The following is a 21,259-nucleotide window of genomic DNA, read 5'->3' on the forward strand; positions in this document are numbered from 1 at the left end:
GTTGCACGTATTATTCAGAACGGACAAAAAACAGCAACCCACCAGGATTTGGCCTACTACTATTGGCAGTAATGATGCTCAATAGCGAACAACAAAACCAAAATGATACAGCGCCAACGTGGCCAAGATGCTCACGACCACAGACATCAAAAACCAGGTTTTGAACGGCTGCTTTTGCGTTTTATGGCGAAAGATCTGTTGACCCATAATGGCGCCGGGCCACCCGCCCACAACGCCGAAGACCAGTAAGGTTACTTCAGGTATTCTGCGCATTCCTTTCCGTGCTGCCATTTTATCGGCGCCGTAAATAACCATAGTCAGGACGTTAATGAGCAGGAACCATATGGCTACGGGCCAGGCGGAAAAGAGACTGCCGATAGCAGTACAGAGCAGCAGAAAAAAACAAAATTTATTCAATGTGTTAGGTCCAATCACAGGATATGTAAGCGTATTCAGAGAAGGCATTATACGGTATCTTGCGCATGAATCAGGTTTGGGTGACATTACGGGATACCCCGCTTTTGCAAGCGGGGTAAAAGCGTGAATGTGACTTAACTGTTTGACGCACCGAATTGCATTTTGTGAAGCTGTGCGTACACCCCATTGTGAGTCACCAATTCCGCATGGCTTCCGCGTTCAACGATAACGCCATCTTCAACAACAATGATTTCGTCAGCTTTTTCGACAGTCGACAGACGATGCGCAATCACCAGTGACGTACGGTTCTTTTGCAGTTCCTCGAGTGCAGACTGTATAGCGCGTTCCGATTCCGTATCCAGGGCTGACGTTGCTTCATCAAGGATGAGTATTGGACTGTCCCGCAACAGTGCGCGTGCAATAGCGATACGTTGCCGTTGCCCACCAGAAAGCAGTACCCCGTTTTCACCGATGATGGTATCAAGACCGTTATCCATCTTGTTGATAAAGTCCATCGCATTTGCCATACGCGCGGCATTCTCGATCTGGTCACGGGTGTACTGCTCCTTACGACCGTAGGCGATGTTGTTGGCAACCGTGTCGTTGAACAGGTGGACATTTTGCGAAACCAGCGCCACCTGGTTACGAAGCGACTGAAGGGTATATTCTCGCAGGTCGTGGCCGTCCAGCAGAATTTCACCTTCATCAATATCATAAAATCGCGTCATCAGGCTGGCGATGGTTGATTTACCCGAGCCGGAACGTCCGACAAGGGCAACGGTCTTACCGGCAGGTATGTTCAGGCTGATATTGCGTAGCGCTGGGGCCTCACGTCCCGGATAGGTAAACGTCACATTGCGAAACGCCACGTCCGCTTTTGCGCGTTCAAGTACACGCTTACCTTCATCTTTTTCCTGTTCGGAATCAAGAATAGTGAACAGCGTCTGGCAAGCGGCCATCCCGCGCTGGAACTGTGCGTTCACATTGGTCAGGGATTTAAGAGGCCGCATCAATGCAATCATCGATGTGAAAACGACGCTAATCGTTCCCGCCGTCAGGGTCGCCATAACACTCGGGAAGCTGGCAGCATAAAGAACAAACGCAAGTGCCAGGGAAGCAATAAGCTGAATAACAGGATCGGAGATTGACGATGCGGACATCATTTTCATTCCCTGCAAACGCATCTTATTGCTGACCTTATCAAAGCGTTTTGTTTCAACGTCCTGACCGCCGAAAATCAATACTTCTTTATGGCCTTTAAGCATCTGCTCAGCACTCGCCGTGACCTGCCCCATCGTATTCTGCATGCTTTTACTGATAGTGCGAAAGCGTTTGGACACCATACGAATAGTCACGGATATAACAGGTGCCAGTACAATCAGGATGATTGAGAGCTGCCAGCTATAGTAGAACATCATGGCGAACAAGCCGATAATTGACGCGCCCTCACGGATGACCGTTATCAGCGTACCTGATGACGAAGATGCGACTTGTTCGGAATCATAGGTAATACGCGACAGCAACGTCCCGGTTGACTGTTTGTCAAAAAACGACACAGGCATGCCCATCAAATGGCGGAACAATTTCCGGCGCACATCCATCACCACTTTGCCCGAGACCCAGGAAACGCAATAGCTGGAGATGAAGCTGGTAATACCGCGTAGCGTCATCAATCCGATAACCACAACCGGCATCCATAACATGACAGAGCGGTCCATTTTGCCCACGCCATCATCCATTAACGGCTTTAGCAAAGACAGCATAAAAGGATCGCAGGCGGCATTTATCATTAATGCTAATGCCGCAACCAATAGCCCTTACTTAAAAGGCGATATTATAGGCCAAAGACGGCGAAACGTGAGCCAGGTGGAAAGGTCTTTGTCAGTTTGCATACGGGAGCCTTAATAATGAGAGCCGTTGAGCATAACGTACAGTTTTAAAGGAACCACTGCACAACGGTATTAAGGGTATGTTGTGTTACTTCAACGAATATCTAACCACTCGCGAAAAATATTTTTTTGCCCTGTTCCGTTCATTATGTTTATTTTATTTTTAACTTTATTCCACCCTGTTATCCAACCATCCGTTAACATATCCCAACCCACAAAGAAATGAATAAAACAGAAGCAGATAAATCTTAATATTTACTGATTGCAGTTTCTTTCAACGCATATAAGTTTTCGCTTTGTGCATGTTGAACATTTGTTATAGTTACGACTAAAAGTAGCCACACTGTATATACGTGCTCCAGTTAAAAGACTGACAATCAGTAGCATTTTCAACCTGACGCACGTGAAACACTTCTCCTGCCGTATCTTTTATGCATGCTTCCTTCATTGATGTAAAAAGATGAAGATATAAGACACAACCCGCCAGGAAGCACCCAACTAAAAGACATACTTTTAAAACAGCCATCACCGTTTCCCTCCTGCTTTGTACGGGGAAAACAGCTTAATAGCCTGAAGATGAATAGACTCTCAACACAGTGCAGTTTAAGTGGCTATTCGTGCAGGTCACGCTAAAACTACGTATCAGCATGCAGGACCCCATCGTGAGGTCCTGGGTTGTTATCTACTACTTATGAAATCGCTGCGCTATGCAGCCTGAAGATGATAAGCAGAAATCAATAACGCCTGGTCGTGGTGACCGGTGCTCTGTCTGTCCAGTCGGGACGTTCACCAGCCATGATCGCCCGTTGCTGAGACGGTGTTACAGATTGCGTTATATCAGGCATTGGCTTATAAACCGGTTTTTCCGGAGGAGTGATAACCACATCAGAACTACACCCTGAGCACAATAAAATCATAAAACCAAAAGTACTTAAATTAAACACTTTCAACCCTTCCAGTGGGATATCATCTTAAGGGAATCGTTCGCCAGTGATTGTCTAATCCTAGCTGCCAGCACGTCAGTAAAGTCGCATGCGAGCTTCACATTCCCATACGCTAAAACGCAAGATAATAAGCAGCGATACAAGTTAAATCAATACTGATGCGAATGAAGAGCAACGTGAAATAGTCATAAAGGATTACATCTATAAAAAACGGATTTCAAATAGAAGCACAAGATTAAACGCCACATATACGGGTACGCTGTGGCCGTTTATTGCTCTTTTTTGCTTAAAATGGAAATTCCCTTTCGTTGACGAAGCGTTGCAATTCACTGTTGTTAAATAATGCTGTATTAAAACGATTGTAACTATAAAGTTAATTAGAGGTTAATATGAAGGGTGGTATTTTTGCATTTTTGGCATTAGGTGTCGCGTTAGCAATAACAGGGTGCTCAAGTGATTATGTTATATCGACCAAAGATGGACATATGATGACCACACATGGAAAACCAGAGCGAGATAAAGACACCGGTTTAATTTCATACAAAGATGCAGATGGCAGCATTCATCAGATCCATCAATCGGATGTGAAAGAGATTGTAGAAAAGTAACCACCTGATCTGTCCTTCCGTTTTACTGGCTCCGCCATTTTATTGAGCGGAGCTTGCCTGCCCTTACCCACCGTATGTTATCTGTTTTAACGACCACGTCTCGCTGATGGCGAACAGAAAGCCGATTACGTTTTACCGCAAGCCGGCACAAGATCCTTCATCGCTGTAAAACGTGCTGGTATTCGCCGCCGGAATCCGTACCATACGCGACATACTTTTGCCCGCTGGCATTGACTGCCGGCGTTAACCCATCTTTCATAGCCAGACAGTTGCGGCATAGAATGCGTGGAAAATGAATGGCGAACAGGTGCTGATGCTTAACGATTAGCCGGCACGCTGAAAACTTTTGCCCCTGCTGGCTCCGAAGGTAGCAATAAATGCAAGACAATCAATCAAATACAAAGAAAGAACAGTACAACCTGAACAAGCTGCAGAAGCGGCTGCGCCGTAATGTGGGCGAAGCCATTGCAGACTTCAATATGATTGAAGAAGGCGACCGCATCATGGTTTGCCTGTCAGGGGGTAAAGACAGCTACACCATGCTGGAGATCCTGCGTAATCTTCAGCAGAGCGCGCCGGTGAAATTCTCCCTGGTGGCCGTAAACCTTGACCAGAAACAGCCGGGTTTCCCTGAGCATATCCTGCCGGAATATCTCGATAAGCTGGGTGTTGAGTACAAAATCGTCGAAGAAAATACCTACGGTATCGTAAAAGAGAAGATCCCGGAGGGTAAAACCACCTGCTCTCTCTGCTCTCGTCTGCGTCGTGGCATTCTGTACCGGACCGCGACGGAGCTGGGCGCCACCAAAATTGCGCTGGGTCATCACCGCGACGATATCCTGCAAACGCTGTTCCTGAACATGTTCTACGGCGGGAAGATGAAAGGCATGCCGCCTAAGCTGATGAGCGATGACGGCAAACACATTGTCATCCGCCCTCTCGCCTATTGCCGCGAGAAGGACATTGAACGCTTCTCCCAGGCGAAAGCTTTCCCGATTATCCCATGTAACCTGTGTGGATCTCAGCCGAACCTGCAGCGCCAGGTCATTGGTGACATGCTGCGTGACTGGGATAAACGTTATCCAGGGCGCATCGAAACCATGTTCAGCGCAATGCAGAACGTGGTGCCTTCTCACCTTGCGGATGTTGAGCTGTTTGACTTCAAAGGCATCAACCATGATTCAGAGGTGGTGAATGGCGGCGATCTGGCGTTTGACCGGGAAGAGATCCCCATGCAGCCAGCGGGCTGGCAGCCGGAAGAGGATGATAATCAGTTTGACGAGCTGCGCCTGAACGTACTTGAAGTGAAATAATCCTGTCGCGTCTCAGAGTCCGTCTGAGACGCGTTTTTTCTGCCGCTTATTTCAGCAATCTGACCCGGCAGGTTTTGCCTTTAATTTTCCCGTTTTGCAGCTGCTTCCATGCCTTATGCGCAACCGCCTGGCGGATTGCCACATATACGTGTGCCGGATGAACGGTAATCTTGCCGATATCGGCGCCATCCAGTCCCATGTCCCCTGTCAGCGCGCCTAATACGTCGCCTGGACGCATCTTGGCTTTTTTACCGCCATCAATGCACAGCGTCGCCATTTCGGCTTCGAGTGGCACAACGCGAACGTTCCCCGGAGTGTTCACCCAGTTAAGCTTTATCTGCAGCATTTCAGACAAGATATTGGCACGCTGCGCCTCTTCCGGCGCGCAGAAGCTAATGGCCAGCCCGCTGTTTCCGGCACGTGCGGTGCGCCCAATGCGGTGAACGTGTACTTCTGGATCCCAGGCCAGTTCGTAGTTAACAACCAGCTCCAGCGATTTAATGTCCAGCCCGCGTGCGGCGACATCGGTTGCAACCAGCACACGGGCGCTGCCGTTCGCGAAGCGAACCAGCGTCTGGTCACGATCGCGCTGTTCCAGATCGCCATGCAATGACAGCGCGCTTTGCCCGGCGGCATTCAGGGCATCACACACCGCCTGGCAATCTTTTTTGGTATTACAAAACACCACGCAGGAGGCAGGCTGGTGCTGGCTCAGCAATTTCTGCAGAAGCGGGATTTTGCCCTGCTGCGAGGTTTCAAAGAACTGCTGCTCGATGGCAGGCAGCGCATCCACGCTGTCGATTTCAATCGTCAGCGGATTTTTTTGTACACGACCGCTGATCGCAGCGATAGCGTCAGGCCAGGTCGCAGAGAATAACAATGTCTGACGATCTTCCGGCGCGAAGCGGATCACTTCGTCGATCGCGTCGCTGAAGCCCATGTCCAGCATACGGTCCGCTTCATCCATCACCAGCGTTTGCAGGGCATCCAGTGAAACGGTGCCTTTTTGCAGATGATCCAGCAGACGGCCAGGTGTCGCGACAATAATATGAGGCGCATGCTGGAGCGAATCACGCTGCGCCCCGAACGGCTGTCCGCCGCAGAGGGTTAAGATCTTGGTGTTGGGCAGGAAGCGCGCCAGACGACGCAACTCACCCGCGACCTGGTCAGCCAGTTCGCGGGTCGGGCACAGAACCAGAGACTGGGTCTGGAACAGAGTGGCATCAATATGCTGTAACAGTCCAAGACCGAACGCTGCCGTTTTCCCACTGCCGGTTTTTGCCTGTACGCGAACATCGCGCCCCTCAAGAATGGCGGGTAATGCGGCCGCCTGAACAGGCGTCATCGTGAGGTATCCCAACTCGTTGAGGTTATCGAGTTGGGCGGCAGGCAGAACATTCAGGGTAGAAAAAGCGGTCACAATAGTCTCTCGTGGTCATCTTTGCGGTCAGATGGCGCGTATCCTCGCAGATCTCAAGGTTCGATGCGACAATTTAATCGGTTCTTCATCGGGCGGCGGGTCGGGCATAGGCTGCGGACGCGGAATGGGATCGGGCATGGGCGTTGGGTCGGTCGGGACCGGATCGGACTGCCGTGAATGCAGTCGTTGCAGCGCGAGTAGATGGTTCATCTTTCCCTCCAGTTTTTTGGATTGACCCTTTTAGGGTAGACCCTGAGAAACGGGAGGCAAAAAAAAGCCGACTATTAAAGTCGGCGTCGTACGAATCAATTGTGCTATGCAGTAATTCAAAAAAGGAAGTAAGACAATATGGAGCGCAACGCCCATCGCTTGACGTTGCATTCACCTGCGGGAGTAATAATGCACCTTACACGGTTTCTGTTTATTGACTTTGCTCAATTAAAAGAGCGTTTTGATCCGCGTAAAAGATGGAAAAAGCGTAAATTTACAACCATTTACTACGATGCAACCACCATGCAACACCGCCAATCAAAGCAGCTAACATGACGCAAAACGCGGTAAAGCCGTAGCGATAAGCACCGCCGGGAATGCCGCCCAGGTTTACGCCAAACAGACCGGTCAGAAAGGTACTGGGTAAAAAGACCATTGCCATCAGCGACATCGTGTAGGTTCTTCTGGCCAGCGACTCCTGCATCACCTGTGCTATCTCATCCGCCATTACTGCGGTTCTGGCAATACAGGAATCAATTTCATCCAGCCCGCGCCCCAGCCTGTCAGCAATGTCCTGCATTCTACGGCGCTGGTCATCATTCATCCAGCTGAGACGCTCGCTGGCCAGACGGGCATATACATCACGTTGTGGCGTCATGTAGCGACGCATCACAATCAGTTGCTTGCGCAGTAACGCCAGGAAACCGCGTGGCGGTATCTGCTGATCGAGCAGGTTATCTTCCAGATCGATAATTTTATCGTGCAACTCTTCGATAAACTCGCTCGCGTGATCGGTAAGCGCATCGCAGACATCCACCAGCCAGCTTCCGCAGTCGGTCGGCCCGGTGCCCTCTTTCAGATCGTTTACCACGTCATCCAGCGCCAGTACTTTACGCTGGCGAGTGGAAACGATAAGCCCATCATCCATATAGACGCGCATCGCCACCAGCTGATCCGGACGTTCATCCGTGCTGCCGTTAATACAGCGAAGCGTGATCAACGTACCGTCCCCCATCCGGCTCACGCGTGGCCGCAGGCTTTCCCCTGCCAGCGCATCACGCACGTTGTTTGGCAGTAAAGGGGTGGATGCCAGCCATTCAGCGCTGTCCGGATGGGTATAGTTCAGGTGTAACCAGCAGGGATGCGCGTGATCGATCACGTCGTTGTCTTCCAGCGGCCGGGCACCGCCTTTACCGTCAAACACCCACGCAAACACTGCGTCAGGAACGTTCAGTTCAGACCCTTTTATGCTCTCCACAACGCCTCCACCTTTTAGCTTTTCGTTGTCAGTCTAGCTTTCGGCAGAGGTTACGCAACCACTATGTTCCGCATGGCGCTGAAATCGCTCGGGAATTGTACGGATAACGGCGGCGTCCCTTCAGGCGGAATGTCCTTGTCGCTGCGGGAACGCCAGCGGAACAACCGGTGTAGATAACGAACTATCAGCCGCGTATCCCCCGTCGAGCCGGAAATTGCGTGTCCGTGACTGCAGTTCGATAACCTGATTGCGCAGCACGTCAGAGGATCCGTTAAGTTCCTCCGCCATCGCCACATTGCTTTGTGTAACCCTTTCCAGTTCTGATAATGCCAGCGTAATCTGTGAAATTCCCTTCTCCTGCTCGGATGTGGAACTGGAAATTTCATCCATCAGACGGCTGACATTGCCGGAGCCAGCCACAATCTCATGCATGTTTTTTTCCGCTTCTGACACTACCGTCACGCCCTGTGTAACGTTATTGCTGGTGACTTCAATCAGCGTTTTGATGTTCTTCGCCGCTTCCGCGCTGCGGTGTGCCAGATTTCGCACCTCCTCCGCGACCACAGAGAAGCCTTTTCCGTGGTCTCCCGCCCTTGCCGCCTCAACGGCCGCGTTAAGCGCAAGGATATTGGTCTGGAAGGCAATGCCGTCGATCATCGAGATGATTTCCGTCATTTGCTGTGCGCATTCGGTGATCGATTGCATATTGTGAGCAACCTGCCCCATCAACTCGCCCCCCTTACGCGCCTGAAGCGTTGCCTGATTGGCCTGTTCACTGGCGAGTCGGGTGTTATCAGCATTGTTTTTGGTGCTCGCAGCCATCTGCTCCATGCTGGCTGCGGTTTGCACCAGCGAAGCCGATTGCTGCTCCGTTTTCACCGATAGCTGCGCGCTGCGTGCGGAGAGTTGATCCGATAAGGTCATGGCGGTTTGTGACGACGCCCTGATTTCCCGGACCAGTGTTGCAATATTGCCCGAAAGGCTGTTAATCCCGGGAATTAAACGCCCTGCGCAGTTGTTGCCAAACTCGGGGATTGTCACGCCAAGATTCCCTGCCGTGACTTCTTCAATACTTTTTTTCACAGTATTGATCGGTGTCACAAGATATTGGGTCATGTAAATCCAGAGTAAAAAAAGAGCAATCACATTTATTACATTGAGCGTTATTAAGAGTGACGATGCGCCGGTAAATAGAAAGACGACAGCTGCGTTTAGCAAAAAAAGAGACAAAAGGAAATAGACAATGAAGGTTCTGACACTAATATTTTTTAGCATGATTATTCCCACAACTTAATATTTTGGTCGGCATTAAGGTTTATAGCATCCATGCTGGCGTTTGTCCTCACGAATAGCGGTGCTTTGTCGTTTCGCAGTTAGCAACCTGCAATTTAACTTAAGTGAGATAAAAAAAGCGTATTGTGGGAAATATTGTGCCATGGATACTGTGATACTGGTCTGACACGAACTTAAGCGATACCATCACCTGCGGCTAAATGGGTTAATCACCACCCTATTTTAGAGAATTTGTTGCAATTAACTGCCCTTGTTTAGCTGTGCTTAACAAGTTAGAACTGAGAATATATTTTATATTGCATACAGTTTTGCGTTTTAATAGTGCGGGCCGTTTTACGTACCCTATAACTAATATTGTTTGAACTCGCCTGCACGCAGCCAGATAAAGATCTGTCCCGGTTGGCGAAATCAGTAACCCCTTTGGCGTGGGATTGCATAATGCTCAATGTATCGTGGGACCCAGTGTTAATAGCCATCTCTTATCTTGTGGCCTTTATCGCCTCGTTTGTGGCCCTGGAGAATGCAGGGAAAATCCCGCTTTCCAGCGGGAAGGCCGCTCTGTTCTGGCGTTTTGCCGGAGGGCTTACGCTGGGCGTCGGGATCTGGTCGATGCATTTCATTGGTATGTTAGCGATGAAAATGCCCATGATCATGAGCTACAACCTCTGGTTAACCCTCGCCTCAATGGGCGTCGCGGTGGTGGCGTCTATGCTGGCAATGAATATTGCCGTGACGGGCGCTCGCCTTTCGCCCATCAGACTGCTTATCTCTACCTTAATTCTGAGCGCAGGCGTGGTATCAATGCACTATGTCGGTATGGCCGCACTGATGCTGGACAGCCCCATCATCTGGGATCACCCCATCATCGGTTTATCCATATTAATTGCCGTAATGGCCTCCGGTGCCGCGCTCTGGTTGGCCTTTCACCTGCGGCATCAGCGAAAAGGGATCTTTATCAATCGCATTCTCGCCGCTTTAGTTCTGGGCGCTGCCATCTGTGCCATGCACTACACTGGCATGCGGGCCGCTCAGTTCAGTGATATGGCTCATACCCTACCCGGCGGTATCAGCGAACTGGGATTATCGATAGGGGTGTCGGTCACCACGCTGTGCCTGCTCGGCATGATGTTGATTATCTCACTCATTGATTCCCACTGGCGTACCAACCGGCTCACGGACAACCTTCAGGCGCTCAATCGACAGCTTGAACTACAGGCACGGTTTGATGCCCTTACCGGCCTTGCTAATCGCCACCAGATGGATCTACGCATGCAGGATTGCCTGCGCAGCGCGTTGCTTAGCAATAAACAATTTGCCGTGATCTTCCTCGACGTTGATCACTTTAAACAGGTTAATGACACCTGGGGACATAACGTCGGGGATGAGTTGTTAATCACCATTGCGCAGCGCATCACGGCGAGGCTTACCCGTGAGATGACCCTGGCAAGATTGGGGGGCGATGCTTTTATTCTGCTGGTTCCAGAATGTGATGACGACAAACTCCAGTCCCTCCTCTCAACGCTGCTCGACGATGTGCGCCGCCCGCTTTCCGTATGCGGGCATACGCTGAGTACAACGCTCAGCGCAGGCGTCAGTCGTTATCCGCAGGATGGCGAAACGCTGCATGAGTTAAAGCTAAAAGCAGATGCGGCAATGCAGTACGTTAAAAAGCAAGGCCAAAACGACTGGGCGGTCTACCGGACAGAGATGTCGACGGCGATCCCGGCTAACCCCGGTTTTTTGCAGGAACTCACGCAGGCGCTTGAGCGCGATCAGTTTGAGCTGTGGTATCAACCCACCTGGCACGCTGAAGAGAGAACTATCCACGGCTTTGAGGCGCTTCTTCGCTGGCGACATCCCGAACAAGGCGTGCTACTGCCGAATCTGTTTTTACCTTCGCTTGAACAGACGGGATTAATTATTCCCGTGGGTAACTGGGCGATTGAGGCCGCATGCCGTCAGCTGCATTTCTGGACTGAACAAGGTTTTGCCCACTGGACGTTGTCTTTTAACTTATCCCCTGTTCAGTTTGAACAGCCGGATATCTTTCAGACCATATCGTCTCTGTTGCAGAAATATAATCTTTCACCTTCCCGGCTCATCCTTGAGGTCACGGAGAGCACTGCCCTTAAAAATCTCGACCGCAGTATCGAATTACTGAGTGCATTCAACCAGGCCGGGATCACCGTCTCTATTGATGATTTTGGCACCGGTTATTCTAATCTGCTTATGCTCAGCGTGCTTCCGGCAAAAGAGCTCAAAATCGACAAAAGCTTTGTGACGTCAATGCTGGAAAATGAGAAAAGCCGCAAGCTGGTGGAGACCATTATTAATATTGCCCGGACCATGGAGATGTATGTTGTTGCCGAAGGGATCGAAACAGAAGAGCAACGAGCGGTGTTAACAGAGCTCGGGTGTGATTATTTGCAGGGTTTTCTGTTCGCCAGACCTTTGCCTGCCGAACAGATCCCGTGGCTACTGCTGCAGATTAATTCACAGAAACAGATTATACCAATTGGTAAAATTCATTCGGAATCCGCTTTTGTTTCACAAAAAAATCATGCTACACAGGGTTAACTGGAGTATGGTTCAGAGGAGTCCACGCGAGTCGATTCCGTCGTGATCGTCAGGCATATTGTGCCGATGTACAGGAATTCCTTATGTCGCAAAATTATTTTGATGCGCTGAATGTCATTAAAACCCCCGTGTGGCTGATCTCCCCCGTTTCTGGCCATATTATTTTTGCGAATACGGCCGCGGTTCAGGTGATGGGGGATAAAACGCTGGATGATCTGCGAAAAGGCGCTTTCTCAGCCAATGCGCAAGACGTGCTGTCGATGTATATCCCTGAGCTGAAAACGGACCAGGAGATTATCGAGATCTGGACAGTCTGGCGCGACGGGCATGAAACCGCGTTGAGCTGTCGTCTTTCGCTGACCCAACATGCGCCGTACGGCGACATTATCGTTTTTGAAGGGATTTCACATCCGGCACCGACCGGGCTTAAAGCGAGCCGCTCCGCTACTTACCAGCGAAAAAAGCAAGGATTCTATGCTCGCTTTTTTCTGACAAACAGCGCCCCGATGTTACTGATCGACCCTGCTCGCGACGGCCAAATTGTTGATGCCAATCTCGCCGCGCTTAATTTTTATGGCTACTCGCACGAGGAGATGTGCAGCAAGCATACCTGGGAGATCAACACTCTGGGGCGCGATGTGATCCCAGTGATGAGCGAAATCGCCGCTCTGCCGGGTGGGCATAAGCCACTCAACTTTGTGCACCGCCTTGCCGATGGTTCAACCCGCCATGTTCAGACCTATGCCGGACCAATTGAGATCTACGGGGATAAACTGATGTTGTGCATTATCCATGACATCACCGAGCAAAAAAGGCTGGAGCTTGAGCTGGAACATGCCGCGTTACAGGATGCCATGACGGGCCTGCTCAACCGGCGACAGTTCTATATTATCGCTGAGCAAATGAATCTTACGCACCTTCCTCTACAGCAGCAATTCAGTTTACTGCTGGTGGATACCGATCACTTTAAGAATATCAATGACGTTTTTGGTCATCTGAAGGGGGATGAAGTGCTCATCGCACTTTCACGTACCCTGGAGGCCTGTAGCCGGAAAGAGGATTTCGTGTTCCGCTGGGGAGGCGAGGAGTTTGTCATTCTGCTGCCACGTACCTCTCTCGATACTGCAATGCAAATCGCCGAAACGATCCGGGCAGCGGTTGCCCGCATCTCGATCCCCGGCCTGCCGCGATTTACGGTCAGCATTGGCGTGGCGCGGCACAACCAGGATGAGAGTATCGACGATCTCTTTAAACGGGTAGATGACGCGCTTTATCGCGCCAAGAATGATGGCCGAAATAAAGTCCTGGCGGCATGAAACTGGTGTATTGGATAAAGCCCCGCTACAATGCCCATCTTGATGAAAAAGACTATGGGTGGGTATCGTCTGCAATGGGAAGAACAGAAATAATCCTCACCATAATTATTTTAATGCTTATTATTTTCGGATTCTGGTTTATCTTCAGCGGCGAGATCTGGTTAGTGGCGGAATATATTGAAAACAGCATTTACCCCACTTTCGACGCGCTGTAACGCACGTTTAATCCGTTGTTTCACCTACCGAAATTATCAGGTATCGGCCAACTCAACAGGCGCGTAAGATATGCGCCGTTATCCTCCATTATGTTGGTAACGAATTGCTAAATTACTTGCTTATTTTGCCCGTGCTCTGACGGGCTTTTTTATTTCCGACATTTGCGCTACACCAGGCTATATCTAAAACGTCGTTAACCATAAAAGTGAGAAAATGATGAGCAAGAAGATCCTGATGCTGGTGGGCGATTACGCCGAAGATTACGAAACCATGGTCCCTTTTCAGGCCTTACAGATGATTAGTCATCAGGTTGACGCCGTCTGCCCGGATAAAGCGAAGGGTGACTATGTCATGACCGCTATCCATGATTTCGACGGTGCTCAGACCTATAGCGAAAAACCGGGTCACCGTTTTATCCTCAATGCCGATTTTTCCGCCGTTAACGAGCAGGACTATGACGCCCTGCTGATCCCTGGCGGCAGAGCGCCTGAATACCTGCGGTTAAATGATGACGTATTGAAGCTGGTGCAGGCATTTGATGCCGCGCACAAACCGATTGCGGCCGTGTGCCATGGCCCACAGTTGCTGGCCGCCGCCGGGGTCTTAAAAGGACGAACCTGTAGCGCCTACCCGGCCTGTGCGCCTGAAGTACGACTCAGCGGCGGCGAGTACGCCGATATCGGTATCGATCAGGCTCACGTTGACGGTAACCTGGTCACCGCGCCGGCCTGGCCTGCGCATCCGCAGTGGCTGGCGAAATTTGCGAAGTTGTTGGAATAGGCCAGCAAGGCAACCTGCTCTTTACATACGCTCTTCAAGCCAGACGATCGACCGCAACAAAAAAGCGTTCTTCCGTCAAAAGAGCACGCTCTTTAATGCTCTGAAACTCGCGCCGGATAAACCAGCCTGCTTCCGGCGCCATACTCAGATAAAACACCTCACGAAAGCCCGGAGCTTCAACACGCATTCTTACGCAACCCGTTTCTCCTGCACGGAAGAGCTGTTCTGGCACGATACTGACACTACGCTCGCCATTCTGCAGAAGGATAGTCGCTATCTCATAGCGGCAAATTCCGCTGCTCAGGCTATAACCTAATGTGCTCAGATCGTGAAGATACTGACGTGATAACGTGACTTCAATGCTGGTGCCCGCAAACCACTCAATGATTTGCTGCGCCAGCCCCTCTAACCGCTCGCAGAATTCAACGATTTCAGCCTCAACTGAGGTGTTACCTGACGTTATGTTCTTGCTACTCTGTTGCACTTTTTTAAAGAAACGTTCTCTGGCTGACACGTTGTTGCCTCTGTTCATTTTCACACGGTTAAACCAGGATCTGCGCCCCCTGCGCTGACCGGCCATTTTTATCTTCCCGGATACTTCCTCGCCTTCTTAAACGAGGGAACCGTTTGTAGCTATTCCGCCGTTTTTTGTTTCATCAGGGCATAACGAGCAATCAACTGCTGCAGATGCTGTTCTGTCTGGCTCTGCTGCGCGGCAGGCCACGGCTGGTTTTCAGGAAGATCTGCCAGCTGTCGCAGTTGTTCCTCTGTACGGGGTGGGACTGTGGATAGCTGAACGGCGTGACATATTCACTGAGTGCGTTGACAAGTTTCTGGCGCTCCGGGTCATTCAGTGAGCGGTAACTGCCGAGAAAACCCAGCATCATGACCCGCTGGAAGCAGGTCACGACAGCGTGGTCAGGCGCCGGTTCACGCAGCACATCGCGCATCCGATCGCACAGCGTGTCGCCGGCGTCCATAGTGCCGAGGAAGTGCCCCTGCAGGGGAATGTCATACCACTGCACACAGGCGTCATCTTCCACACCACGACCTTTCACCGCCTCATCGAGCAAGGCGCACTGTGCAGTAAGAATATGCTGACAGCTGGCTTCATCGAGTTCGCTCGCTTTCAGCTCACGCTGCACACGTTCGACATCAGCAATACAGCGCTCCCACAGCGTGCGCCCTTCGCCCGCCTGAAACGTCGGACCGTGACGCAGGCTGATCACCTGCAGCCAGGTGTCCTGCAGCAGGGCATCAATATCAATGGCCGCGGCAGTGCCGCGTTTACGCTCACTCATGTTCTCAACACCGCAAAGAGTTCAAGTTCAGGCTCGCCGAGCATGCCCGGAACGTAAAACATGCAGGTCCCACCCTGAAGCATTTCAGTGGCCTGAGGATGAGAGACATCAAGACTGAAATACTGATTTTCCAGACGTAACGGAATGGCTGCCGGTACATGGCGCAGCGGCGTCAGAGGCACGCCGACCCGCGATGAATTGACGATACTTCTGACATGATCGGGGCTGCCGACCTTGCACTGGCGCGGGAACTGCTCCTGCAGTTGTGCCACCGGTACCGTTGAACGCACCGAGAGGTAGTAATCAGCCCCTTCACGCAGACGTGGGTCATGCAGACGGGCCTGCCAGAAGTGCAGCCGGGCATCATGCTCAAGCTCAATCGCTACCACCCGCGACGGCAGGCTGGCTTCGAGCAGGTCACCCAGTAAATCAAACAGCGGCGGGAATACGTTATTCTGTTGCTCGTGCTGCCAGACCGGGATCGCACTCACCTGATGCTCCAGCGAGAAAGTCAGCAGACTGCCCGCCAGGCGTGCCAGTTCCGGATATAGACGCTCCGGCGGGCTTTGCGGGTGGCGCTGAAACTGTCCGAGCACGGGTTCTGCGCTGTTAAGGGCATTGAGCAGCCAGAACAGGGACACATCCGCCACGGCAAAATCGGCCATCCGCTCATTACTTTCCCGGCGCATGGCCATCAGCCGACTCAGGCGTACACGAAGCTGGCTCATCAGCTGTTCCAGCTGGGTCATCAGCCAGCGACTGCCCTGCAGAGCCAGCAGTGGCGGAAGAAACGTCTCATCCAGTAACCATGCTCCCTGCGAATCCTGCTGCAGGCGGGCAACCGGGCAGGTCAGATAATCGCTGTTGTCCTGACAGGCAAACCGCAGCGTCAACTCAGGTTTCATCACCGCAATCTGGCGGGTATCGTCCCCATAAGCGTTGCGGATATCCCGCCAGCGCTGGCGATAGCGAACAGGGCGTTCGGCCACCGCATCGGGTGTAAGACAGTTGCCGCCATTCGCCCGCAGCAGCGGGAGGGCCAGCACCACCACCGCATCCTGTGATCCACTCTCAAGCGCCAGAACCGGTGGAAGATCGTCAGCATTATCAGTGTCGATAAGCGTCCCGTCAGGGAAACGAATGTGCAGACGACGAGCCTGCAGGCGGCCCAGTTTCAGTGCATCCGGTTCGAAAGTGGCATCAATCACTCCCCAGGGATGGGAGAGACCTAACCGGGCGATGCATTCCGCAGACCAGGCCGCATACGCGGCCTGTTGCTGGAAGTGCTGGGGAGAGACCATCTGGCCCCTGCCCCATAACGGTTGTTCCGTTTTCATTGGCTTCCTGCCTTAACTTACGCTTTCGCTTTCGGCATCTGGCTCACCAGCGACAGGTTCACGTCCATGCCTTCCACCTGGAAGTGCGGCACCGCGAACAGCTTCACGCGGAAGAAGCCCGGGTTGTCCTCAATATCTTCCACCACCACCTTCGCATCGCGCAGCGGGTGTGAGGCCTGCAGTTCGTCGCCCGGATCGGTCATTTCGGTCACCAGACTGCGTACCCATGTATTGAGTTCCAGCTCCAGCAGACGGCGATCTTTCGTCGTACCGATATTTTCGCGCTGAATCAGCTTCAGGTAATGCGCAATGCGCGACAGCAGGAAGATATATGGCAGACGGGCATTGATGCGGCTGTTGGCAGTGGCGTCGGCGGTGTCGTACAGCGCCGGTTTCTGCGCCGAGTTCGCCGAGAAGAAGCAGGCGTAATCACGGTTCTTGTAGTACGACAGCGGTATAAAGCCCAGGTTAGCGAATTCAAACTCGCGGGTTTCCGGGATCATCACCTCTGACGGGATCTTCACCTGGTTGCCGGTACCCAGATCGTACAGGTGGATCGGCAGCTCTTTCACCGCCCCGCCCGCCTGCGGGCCACGAATTTGCACGCACCAGCCGTTATTGATGAAGCTCTTCACCATGTTGGAGGCGAAGGAGAAAGATGCGCTTGTCCACAGGTATTTTTCGTGGTCCGGACCTTTCACCTGCTCAACGTAGTTGAAACTGCGCACCGGCACCGTGTCCGGACCGTAAGGCAGACGCCCCAGCACGCGCGGCATCACCAGGCCGATATAACGGGCATCGTCGGTGTCGCGGAAGGATTTCCATTTGATGTATTCGGCACGGTCGAAGTAGTTACCGATGTCCTTAATCGCGGCCACCTCTTCCATCGATTCCTTGAGGAAGAATTTCGGCCCGACGGCACCGATAAACGGCATATGCGCGGCGGCAGAGACTTTAGAGATATTGCGCAGCAGCGCCACGTCCTGCGGGCTGGCATCGAACTCATAGGCGGAAATGACTGAACCAATCGGCTCGCCGCCCGGGGTGTCGTATTCAGCGGTATAGGTGTGCCAGTACAGGCCGCTCTGGATAAGTTCCGGCGCATCTTCGAAGTCCTGGCGCAGGTCGTCTTTGGACACATCCAGAATTTCCGTTTTCACGTTCTGGCGGTAGTCGGTGTTGTCCACCAGCTGCTTCAGGCCGCGCCACAGGGATTCCACTTTCTGGAATTCTGCATGATGCATCACCGCATCCAGCTGGCGGCTGATTTGGAAATCCAGCTCTGCAATATGGTGGTCAATCAGGGTCTTATCGAGTTTTTCCACAGGCTGGCCGGATTTGCGGATGCAGTCCATAAATACCTGCATCGCGGCCGTCAGGCGCTCACCTGCCGGAGCATCAGACAGTGCGGCGTCGTCCAGAAACGCATTGATATCGCCCAGGCTTGTGGCCGGGGTCAGGTTGATTTTGTCGAACAGGGAGGCGTAGACGCTCTCTTTTTCCAGCACAGTGGTCTGCCCCTGCGCGGAGCCATTTTCAGTATTAACAGACATCAGCATTCTCTCGTTTAATCCATTAAAAGACGCGCCCGTTTTTATTTCGGGGCCAGGGCACTCATTTCGTTACGTAATTCCTGAGACAGCGCCGGGTCCTTAAGAATTTTCTCGAGCTCTTTTCTGAAAGTGGCGTTATCCAGCAGATTGGACTTGAGGTCACGTAATAAATTACGCATCGCCAGCATGGCACGTAACTGAGGAATTTGTCGGGCCACCTGTTCGGGTTCAAAATCTTTCATATCTGAAAAGCGCAGCGTCACATTCTCTTCCGTACGCTCACCCGCCAGCGTATTCGGAACCGTCATGTTGACCTCCGGGTTAAATTCCGAAAGTACACTGTTGAGGTTATTTTTATTGACGTCAATTTTCTTTCTTTCAGATAATGGTCGGCTCTCTTTACCGTTACTGAAATCACCGACAGTGAGTAATTTAAGGGGTAACTCAACTTTCTTCTGCGCCCCTCCGGTATGCAATGCAAGTTTTAAATTAATGCGTGCCTTAGGCACTTCGTTCTGGAACGTATCAGCCATAGCAGTCCCTTTCCTTAAGGAATGTTTGTTGAAGTTAACGACGTTTCTGAATAAATCGATATTAGAACAAAACGCTACAATAGATCAACTACCTGGAATCAAAGGCCAAATTAAGACATTCCTTAAGAATTTTACTCCATAGAAATAAAATATGGTTTTGCAGCATGCCTTTTCATAAAGAAATATCAACCACAACTCCGAAAATAGTCAGCATTAGTGGCTATTTCTGTGAAAAAATGAAGATCCATATCCAAACAAAGCAACGTTATTGATTTAAATCAATACGAGAGAAAATATCTACAGCGCCACCTAATAATATGACCCGCATCAATGTTTACACGCTTCCGCAAGACGCGACACCCATTAAAAAGTCCAATAGTGGACAGTTTTTTTTAACGAAATGCAATATATTCAAAATATGAATATTTCTCTTAATTAAAAAAACAGAGCAATATCCAGCGCTGTAAAACACAGTATCAATGCAGCGCCATCTTCACGACCTACAATGAACAGAAAAGCGCTGGCACGTGATATCGGGCCAGCGCAGTATCAGGAGGGGAAATAAATTAGCGGACTCGCGTTTTCAGTGCTTCACAATATACATCGTGCGGCTATACGCCACATCTTCAGGGTTATTGATCGGATATCCCTTCACCCATGGTTTAATCAGACGTCCGTTGGTGTACTGGTAGATCGGCGCAATTGGCGCTTTTTCCGTGAGGATCTTCTCCGCCCGGTTGTAATCCGCATTACGGGCTTCTGCGGTGGTTTCCAGCGTCGCCTGATTGATAATCTTATCGTAAGCCGGGTCGTTAAAGCGGGAGATATTGCCGCTGTGGGTTGATGTCAGCAGCGACAGGAAGGTCGATGGCTCGTTGTAGTCCCCGACCCAGGACGCGCGGATCACATCAAAATTCCCTGTGTTTCGGCTATCGATATAGGTTTTCCACTCCTGGTTTTGCAGTTTGACGTCTACCCCCAGGTTCTTCTTCCACATCGAAGCCACCGCAATTGCGATTTTCTGATGGTTCTCTGAAGTGTTATACAACAGGGTCAGCTTCAGTGGACGCTGAGGGCCATATCCCGCCGCCTGCAGCAAGGTTTTGGCCTGCGCGTTTAGCTCCTGCTGCGACATCTGCTCAAACGGTGATGTCTCTGGCGTGAAACCTGCCGTCACATCAGGCGTGAAATGCCAGGCTGGTTTTTCTCCCGTACCTAACACTTTCTCCGCCATAATCCGGCGATCGATGGTCATACTCAGCGCCAGACGCACGCGGGAATCGGCGGTCGGGCCCTTTTGCGTGTTAAATGCATAGTAATACGTTCCCAGCTGCGGCGGCGTGTATACCTGTCCAGGAATATCCTTGAGCAATTTCTGGTACAGGTTTTTCGGGAACGACTCGGTGATATCAATATCACCTGCCAGGTAGCGTTTGGTGGCGGAAGACTCCTGGTTGATCGGAATAAACGTCACTTTTTGAAGAACAGTTTTCGCGTTATCCCAGTAGTGGGTATTCGGCACAACGACCAGCTTCTCATTCACCACACGATCTTTCAGCACGTAGGCACCATTGCCCACCAGGGATCCCGGACGCGTCCACTCTTTACCACTTTCGACGTTCGCTTTCTGAACCGGATAGAACGCGAAGTTTGCCGTCAGGTTGCTGAACCACGGCAGCGGTTTATCGAGCTGAACGCGTAACGTTCTGGCATCCACCGCCGTTACCCCCAGCGTATCGGGCGCGGCTTTGCCATCAATAATCGCCTGAGCGTTGTTAATGCCTGCCAGAGCAGCAAACCAGGCAAACGGCGAGGTGGTTTTCGGGTCAACCAGACGCTGCCAGCTGTAGACAAAATCCTGCGCCGTGACTGGCGTGCCGTCAGACCATTTTGCATCATCGCGCAGGGTAAATGTCCAGATGCGGTTATCGTTACTCTGCCAGCGCGTCGCCACGCCCGGCGTCAACTCCCCTTTCTCATTCTGATTGACCAGGCCTTCAAACAGATCGCGAATCACCTGAATCTCGGGTAGCCCCACGGCCTTGGCCGGGTCAAGCGACGCGGGCTCGTCTTTGATGTGTCTGACCAGCTCCTGTTTTTGCGCCAGCACCGTCCCCTTTGGCACATCAGCAGCGTAAGAAAATGACGATAGCCCGCAAAGGCACAGTGCAGAAAAAAGCAGCGAAACAGGATGCTTCATGAGATCCCCTTTAGAAATCGGTAATACGCGAATGCGTAATTATTTGTTTCGAAACGGCGAAATGCAAATACCTTAAGCCGGAAAGGTGATATCT

The 21,259-nt window shown here is 51.4% G+C and carries 16 protein-coding genes and 4 pseudogenes; 7 read left to right on the plus strand and 13 right to left on the minus strand.

Going from position 1 to position 21,259, the window contains the following annotated elements:
• Positions 1–78: 78 nt before the first annotated feature.
• Positions 79–465 (minus strand): DUF1294 domain-containing protein, encoded by a 387-nt coding sequence (locus VF709_RS16675; RefSeq protein ID WP_048972250.1) that lies wholly within the window; start codon positions 463–465, stop codon positions 79–81.
• 86 nt (positions 466–551) lie between these two features.
• Positions 552–2,309 (minus strand): annotated as a pseudogene (gene msbA, locus VF709_RS16680) (lipid A ABC transporter ATP-binding protein/permease MsbA).
• 1,330 nt (positions 2,310–3,639) lie between these two features.
• Here msbA and VF709_RS16685 point away from each other — a divergent pair.
• The 3 genes and pseudogenes from VF709_RS16685 (at position 3,640) to ttcA (ending at position 5,171) form a co-directional block, all read left to right on the plus strand.
• The gene (locus VF709_RS16685) at positions 3,640–3,858 is read left to right on the plus strand and encodes a YgdI/YgdR family lipoprotein (RefSeq protein ID WP_032618552.1); all 219 of its coding nucleotides are present in this window, start codon (positions 3,640–3,642) and stop codon (positions 3,856–3,858) included.
• Positions 3,859–3,951: 93 nt separating this feature from the next.
• Positions 3,952–4,186, plus strand: a pseudogene (locus VF709_RS16690) (site-specific integrase); the annotation flags it as partial.
• Positions 4,187–4,235: 49 nt separating this feature from the next.
• Complete coding sequence (gene ttcA / locus VF709_RS16695; protein ID WP_013096454.1) at positions 4,236–5,171, plus strand: tRNA 2-thiocytidine(32) synthetase TtcA; 936 nt, start codon at positions 4,236–4,238, stop codon at positions 5,169–5,171.
• Between the two features lie 46 nt (positions 5,172–5,217).
• On the opposite strand, the gene dbpA is transcribed toward ttcA, so the two are convergent.
• The 4 genes from dbpA to VF709_RS16715 all read right to left on the minus strand — a co-directional run bounded on the left by dbpA (position 5,218) and on the right by VF709_RS16715 (position 9,334).
• The gene (gene dbpA / locus VF709_RS16700) at positions 5,218–6,591 is read right to left on the minus strand and encodes an ATP-dependent RNA helicase DbpA (protein WP_045903055.1); all 1,374 of its coding nucleotides are present in this window, start codon (positions 6,589–6,591) and stop codon (positions 5,218–5,220) included.
• Positions 6,592–6,618: 27 nt separating this feature from the next.
• Positions 6,619–6,801 carry a proline-rich small protein YnaL gene (gene ynaL / locus VF709_RS16705; RefSeq protein WP_072207602.1) on the minus strand — a complete coding sequence of 61 codons (183 nt, stop codon included), beginning with the start codon at positions 6,799–6,801 and terminating at the stop codon, positions 6,619–6,621.
• Between the two features lie 274 nt (positions 6,802–7,075).
• Positions 7,076–8,059 carry a zinc transporter ZntB gene (gene zntB, locus VF709_RS16710; protein ID WP_029882921.1) on the minus strand — a complete coding sequence of 328 codons (984 nt, stop codon included), beginning with the start codon at positions 8,057–8,059 and terminating at the stop codon, positions 7,076–7,078.
• A 120-nt stretch (positions 8,060–8,179) separates the two neighbouring features.
• Entirely contained in the window at positions 8,180–9,334 is a 1,155-nt protein-coding gene (locus VF709_RS16715) for a methyl-accepting chemotaxis protein (RefSeq protein ID WP_095439517.1), read from the minus strand.
• 456 nt (positions 9,335–9,790) lie between these two features.
• Here VF709_RS16715 and VF709_RS16720 point away from each other — a divergent pair, with 456 nt between their 5' ends.
• The 4 genes from VF709_RS16720 (at position 9,791) to VF709_RS16735 (ending at position 14,241) form a co-directional block, all read left to right on the plus strand.
• Positions 9,791–11,929 carry a putative bifunctional diguanylate cyclase/phosphodiesterase gene (locus tag VF709_RS16720; protein ID WP_187170736.1) on the plus strand — a complete coding sequence of 713 codons (2,139 nt, stop codon included), beginning with the start codon at positions 9,791–9,793 and terminating at the stop codon, positions 11,927–11,929.
• 83 nt (positions 11,930–12,012) lie between these two features.
• Positions 12,013–13,245 carry a sensor domain-containing diguanylate cyclase gene (locus VF709_RS16725; RefSeq protein ID WP_149896727.1) on the plus strand — a complete coding sequence of 411 codons (1,233 nt, stop codon included), beginning with the start codon at positions 12,013–12,015 and terminating at the stop codon, positions 13,243–13,245.
• Positions 13,242–13,460 carry an Ecr family regulatory small membrane protein gene (locus tag VF709_RS16730; RefSeq protein WP_047023104.1) on the plus strand — a complete coding sequence of 73 codons (219 nt, stop codon included), beginning with the start codon at positions 13,242–13,244 and terminating at the stop codon, positions 13,458–13,460. Before VF709_RS16725 ends, VF709_RS16730 begins: the two co-directional genes overlap by 4 nt.
• 217 nt (positions 13,461–13,677) lie before the next feature.
• On the plus strand, positions 13,678–14,241 hold the full coding sequence (locus VF709_RS16735; protein ID WP_149896740.1) for a DJ-1/PfpI family protein: 564 nt from the start codon (positions 13,678–13,680) through the stop codon (positions 14,239–14,241).
• Positions 14,242–14,275: 34 nt separating this feature from the next.
• Here the strand turns inward: VF709_RS16735 and VF709_RS16740 are convergent, their stop codons facing one another.
• From VF709_RS16740 to VF709_RS16770, 7 genes and pseudogenes are all read right to left on the minus strand, one after another.
• Positions 14,276–14,755, minus strand: a complete 480-nt coding sequence (locus VF709_RS16740) for a hypothetical protein (protein ID WP_013096446.1) — start codon at positions 14,753–14,755, stop codon at positions 14,276–14,278.
• A 119-nt stretch (positions 14,756–14,874) separates the two neighbouring features.
• Positions 14,875–15,009 (minus strand): annotated as a pseudogene (locus tag VF709_RS16745) (VasL domain-containing protein); the annotation flags it as partial.
• A gap of 2 nt (positions 15,010–15,011) precedes the next feature.
• Positions 15,012–15,542 (minus strand): annotated as a pseudogene (gene tssL, locus VF709_RS16750) (type VI secretion system protein TssL, short form); the annotation flags it as partial.
• Entirely contained in the window at positions 15,539–16,879 is a 1,341-nt protein-coding gene (gene tssK / locus VF709_RS16755; RefSeq protein ID WP_062729473.1) for a type VI secretion system baseplate subunit TssK, read from the minus strand. The pseudogene tssL and the gene tssK, both read right to left, overlap by 4 nt.
• A gap of 17 nt (positions 16,880–16,896) precedes the next feature.
• Positions 16,897–18,432: a type VI secretion system contractile sheath large subunit gene (tssC, locus tag VF709_RS16760; protein ID WP_063252326.1), complete on the minus strand. Its 1,536-nt coding sequence runs from the start codon at positions 18,430–18,432 to the stop codon at positions 16,897–16,899.
• Between the two features lie 41 nt (positions 18,433–18,473).
• Positions 18,474–18,965: a type VI secretion system contractile sheath small subunit gene (gene tssB / locus VF709_RS16765; protein ID WP_038419561.1), complete on the minus strand. Its 492-nt coding sequence runs from the start codon at positions 18,963–18,965 to the stop codon at positions 18,474–18,476.
• Positions 18,966–19,548: 583 nt separating this feature from the next.
• Positions 19,549–21,165 carry a peptide ABC transporter substrate-binding protein gene (locus VF709_RS16770; RefSeq protein ID WP_029883682.1) on the minus strand — a complete coding sequence of 539 codons (1,617 nt, stop codon included), beginning with the start codon at positions 21,163–21,165 and terminating at the stop codon, positions 19,549–19,551.
• Positions 21,166–21,259 lie beyond the last annotated feature (94 nt).

The organism is Enterobacter sp. Lyrl_3, assembly GCF_051948675.1.
Taxonomy (GTDB): domain Bacteria; phylum Pseudomonadota; class Gammaproteobacteria; order Enterobacterales; family Enterobacteriaceae; genus Enterobacter; species Enterobacter cloacae.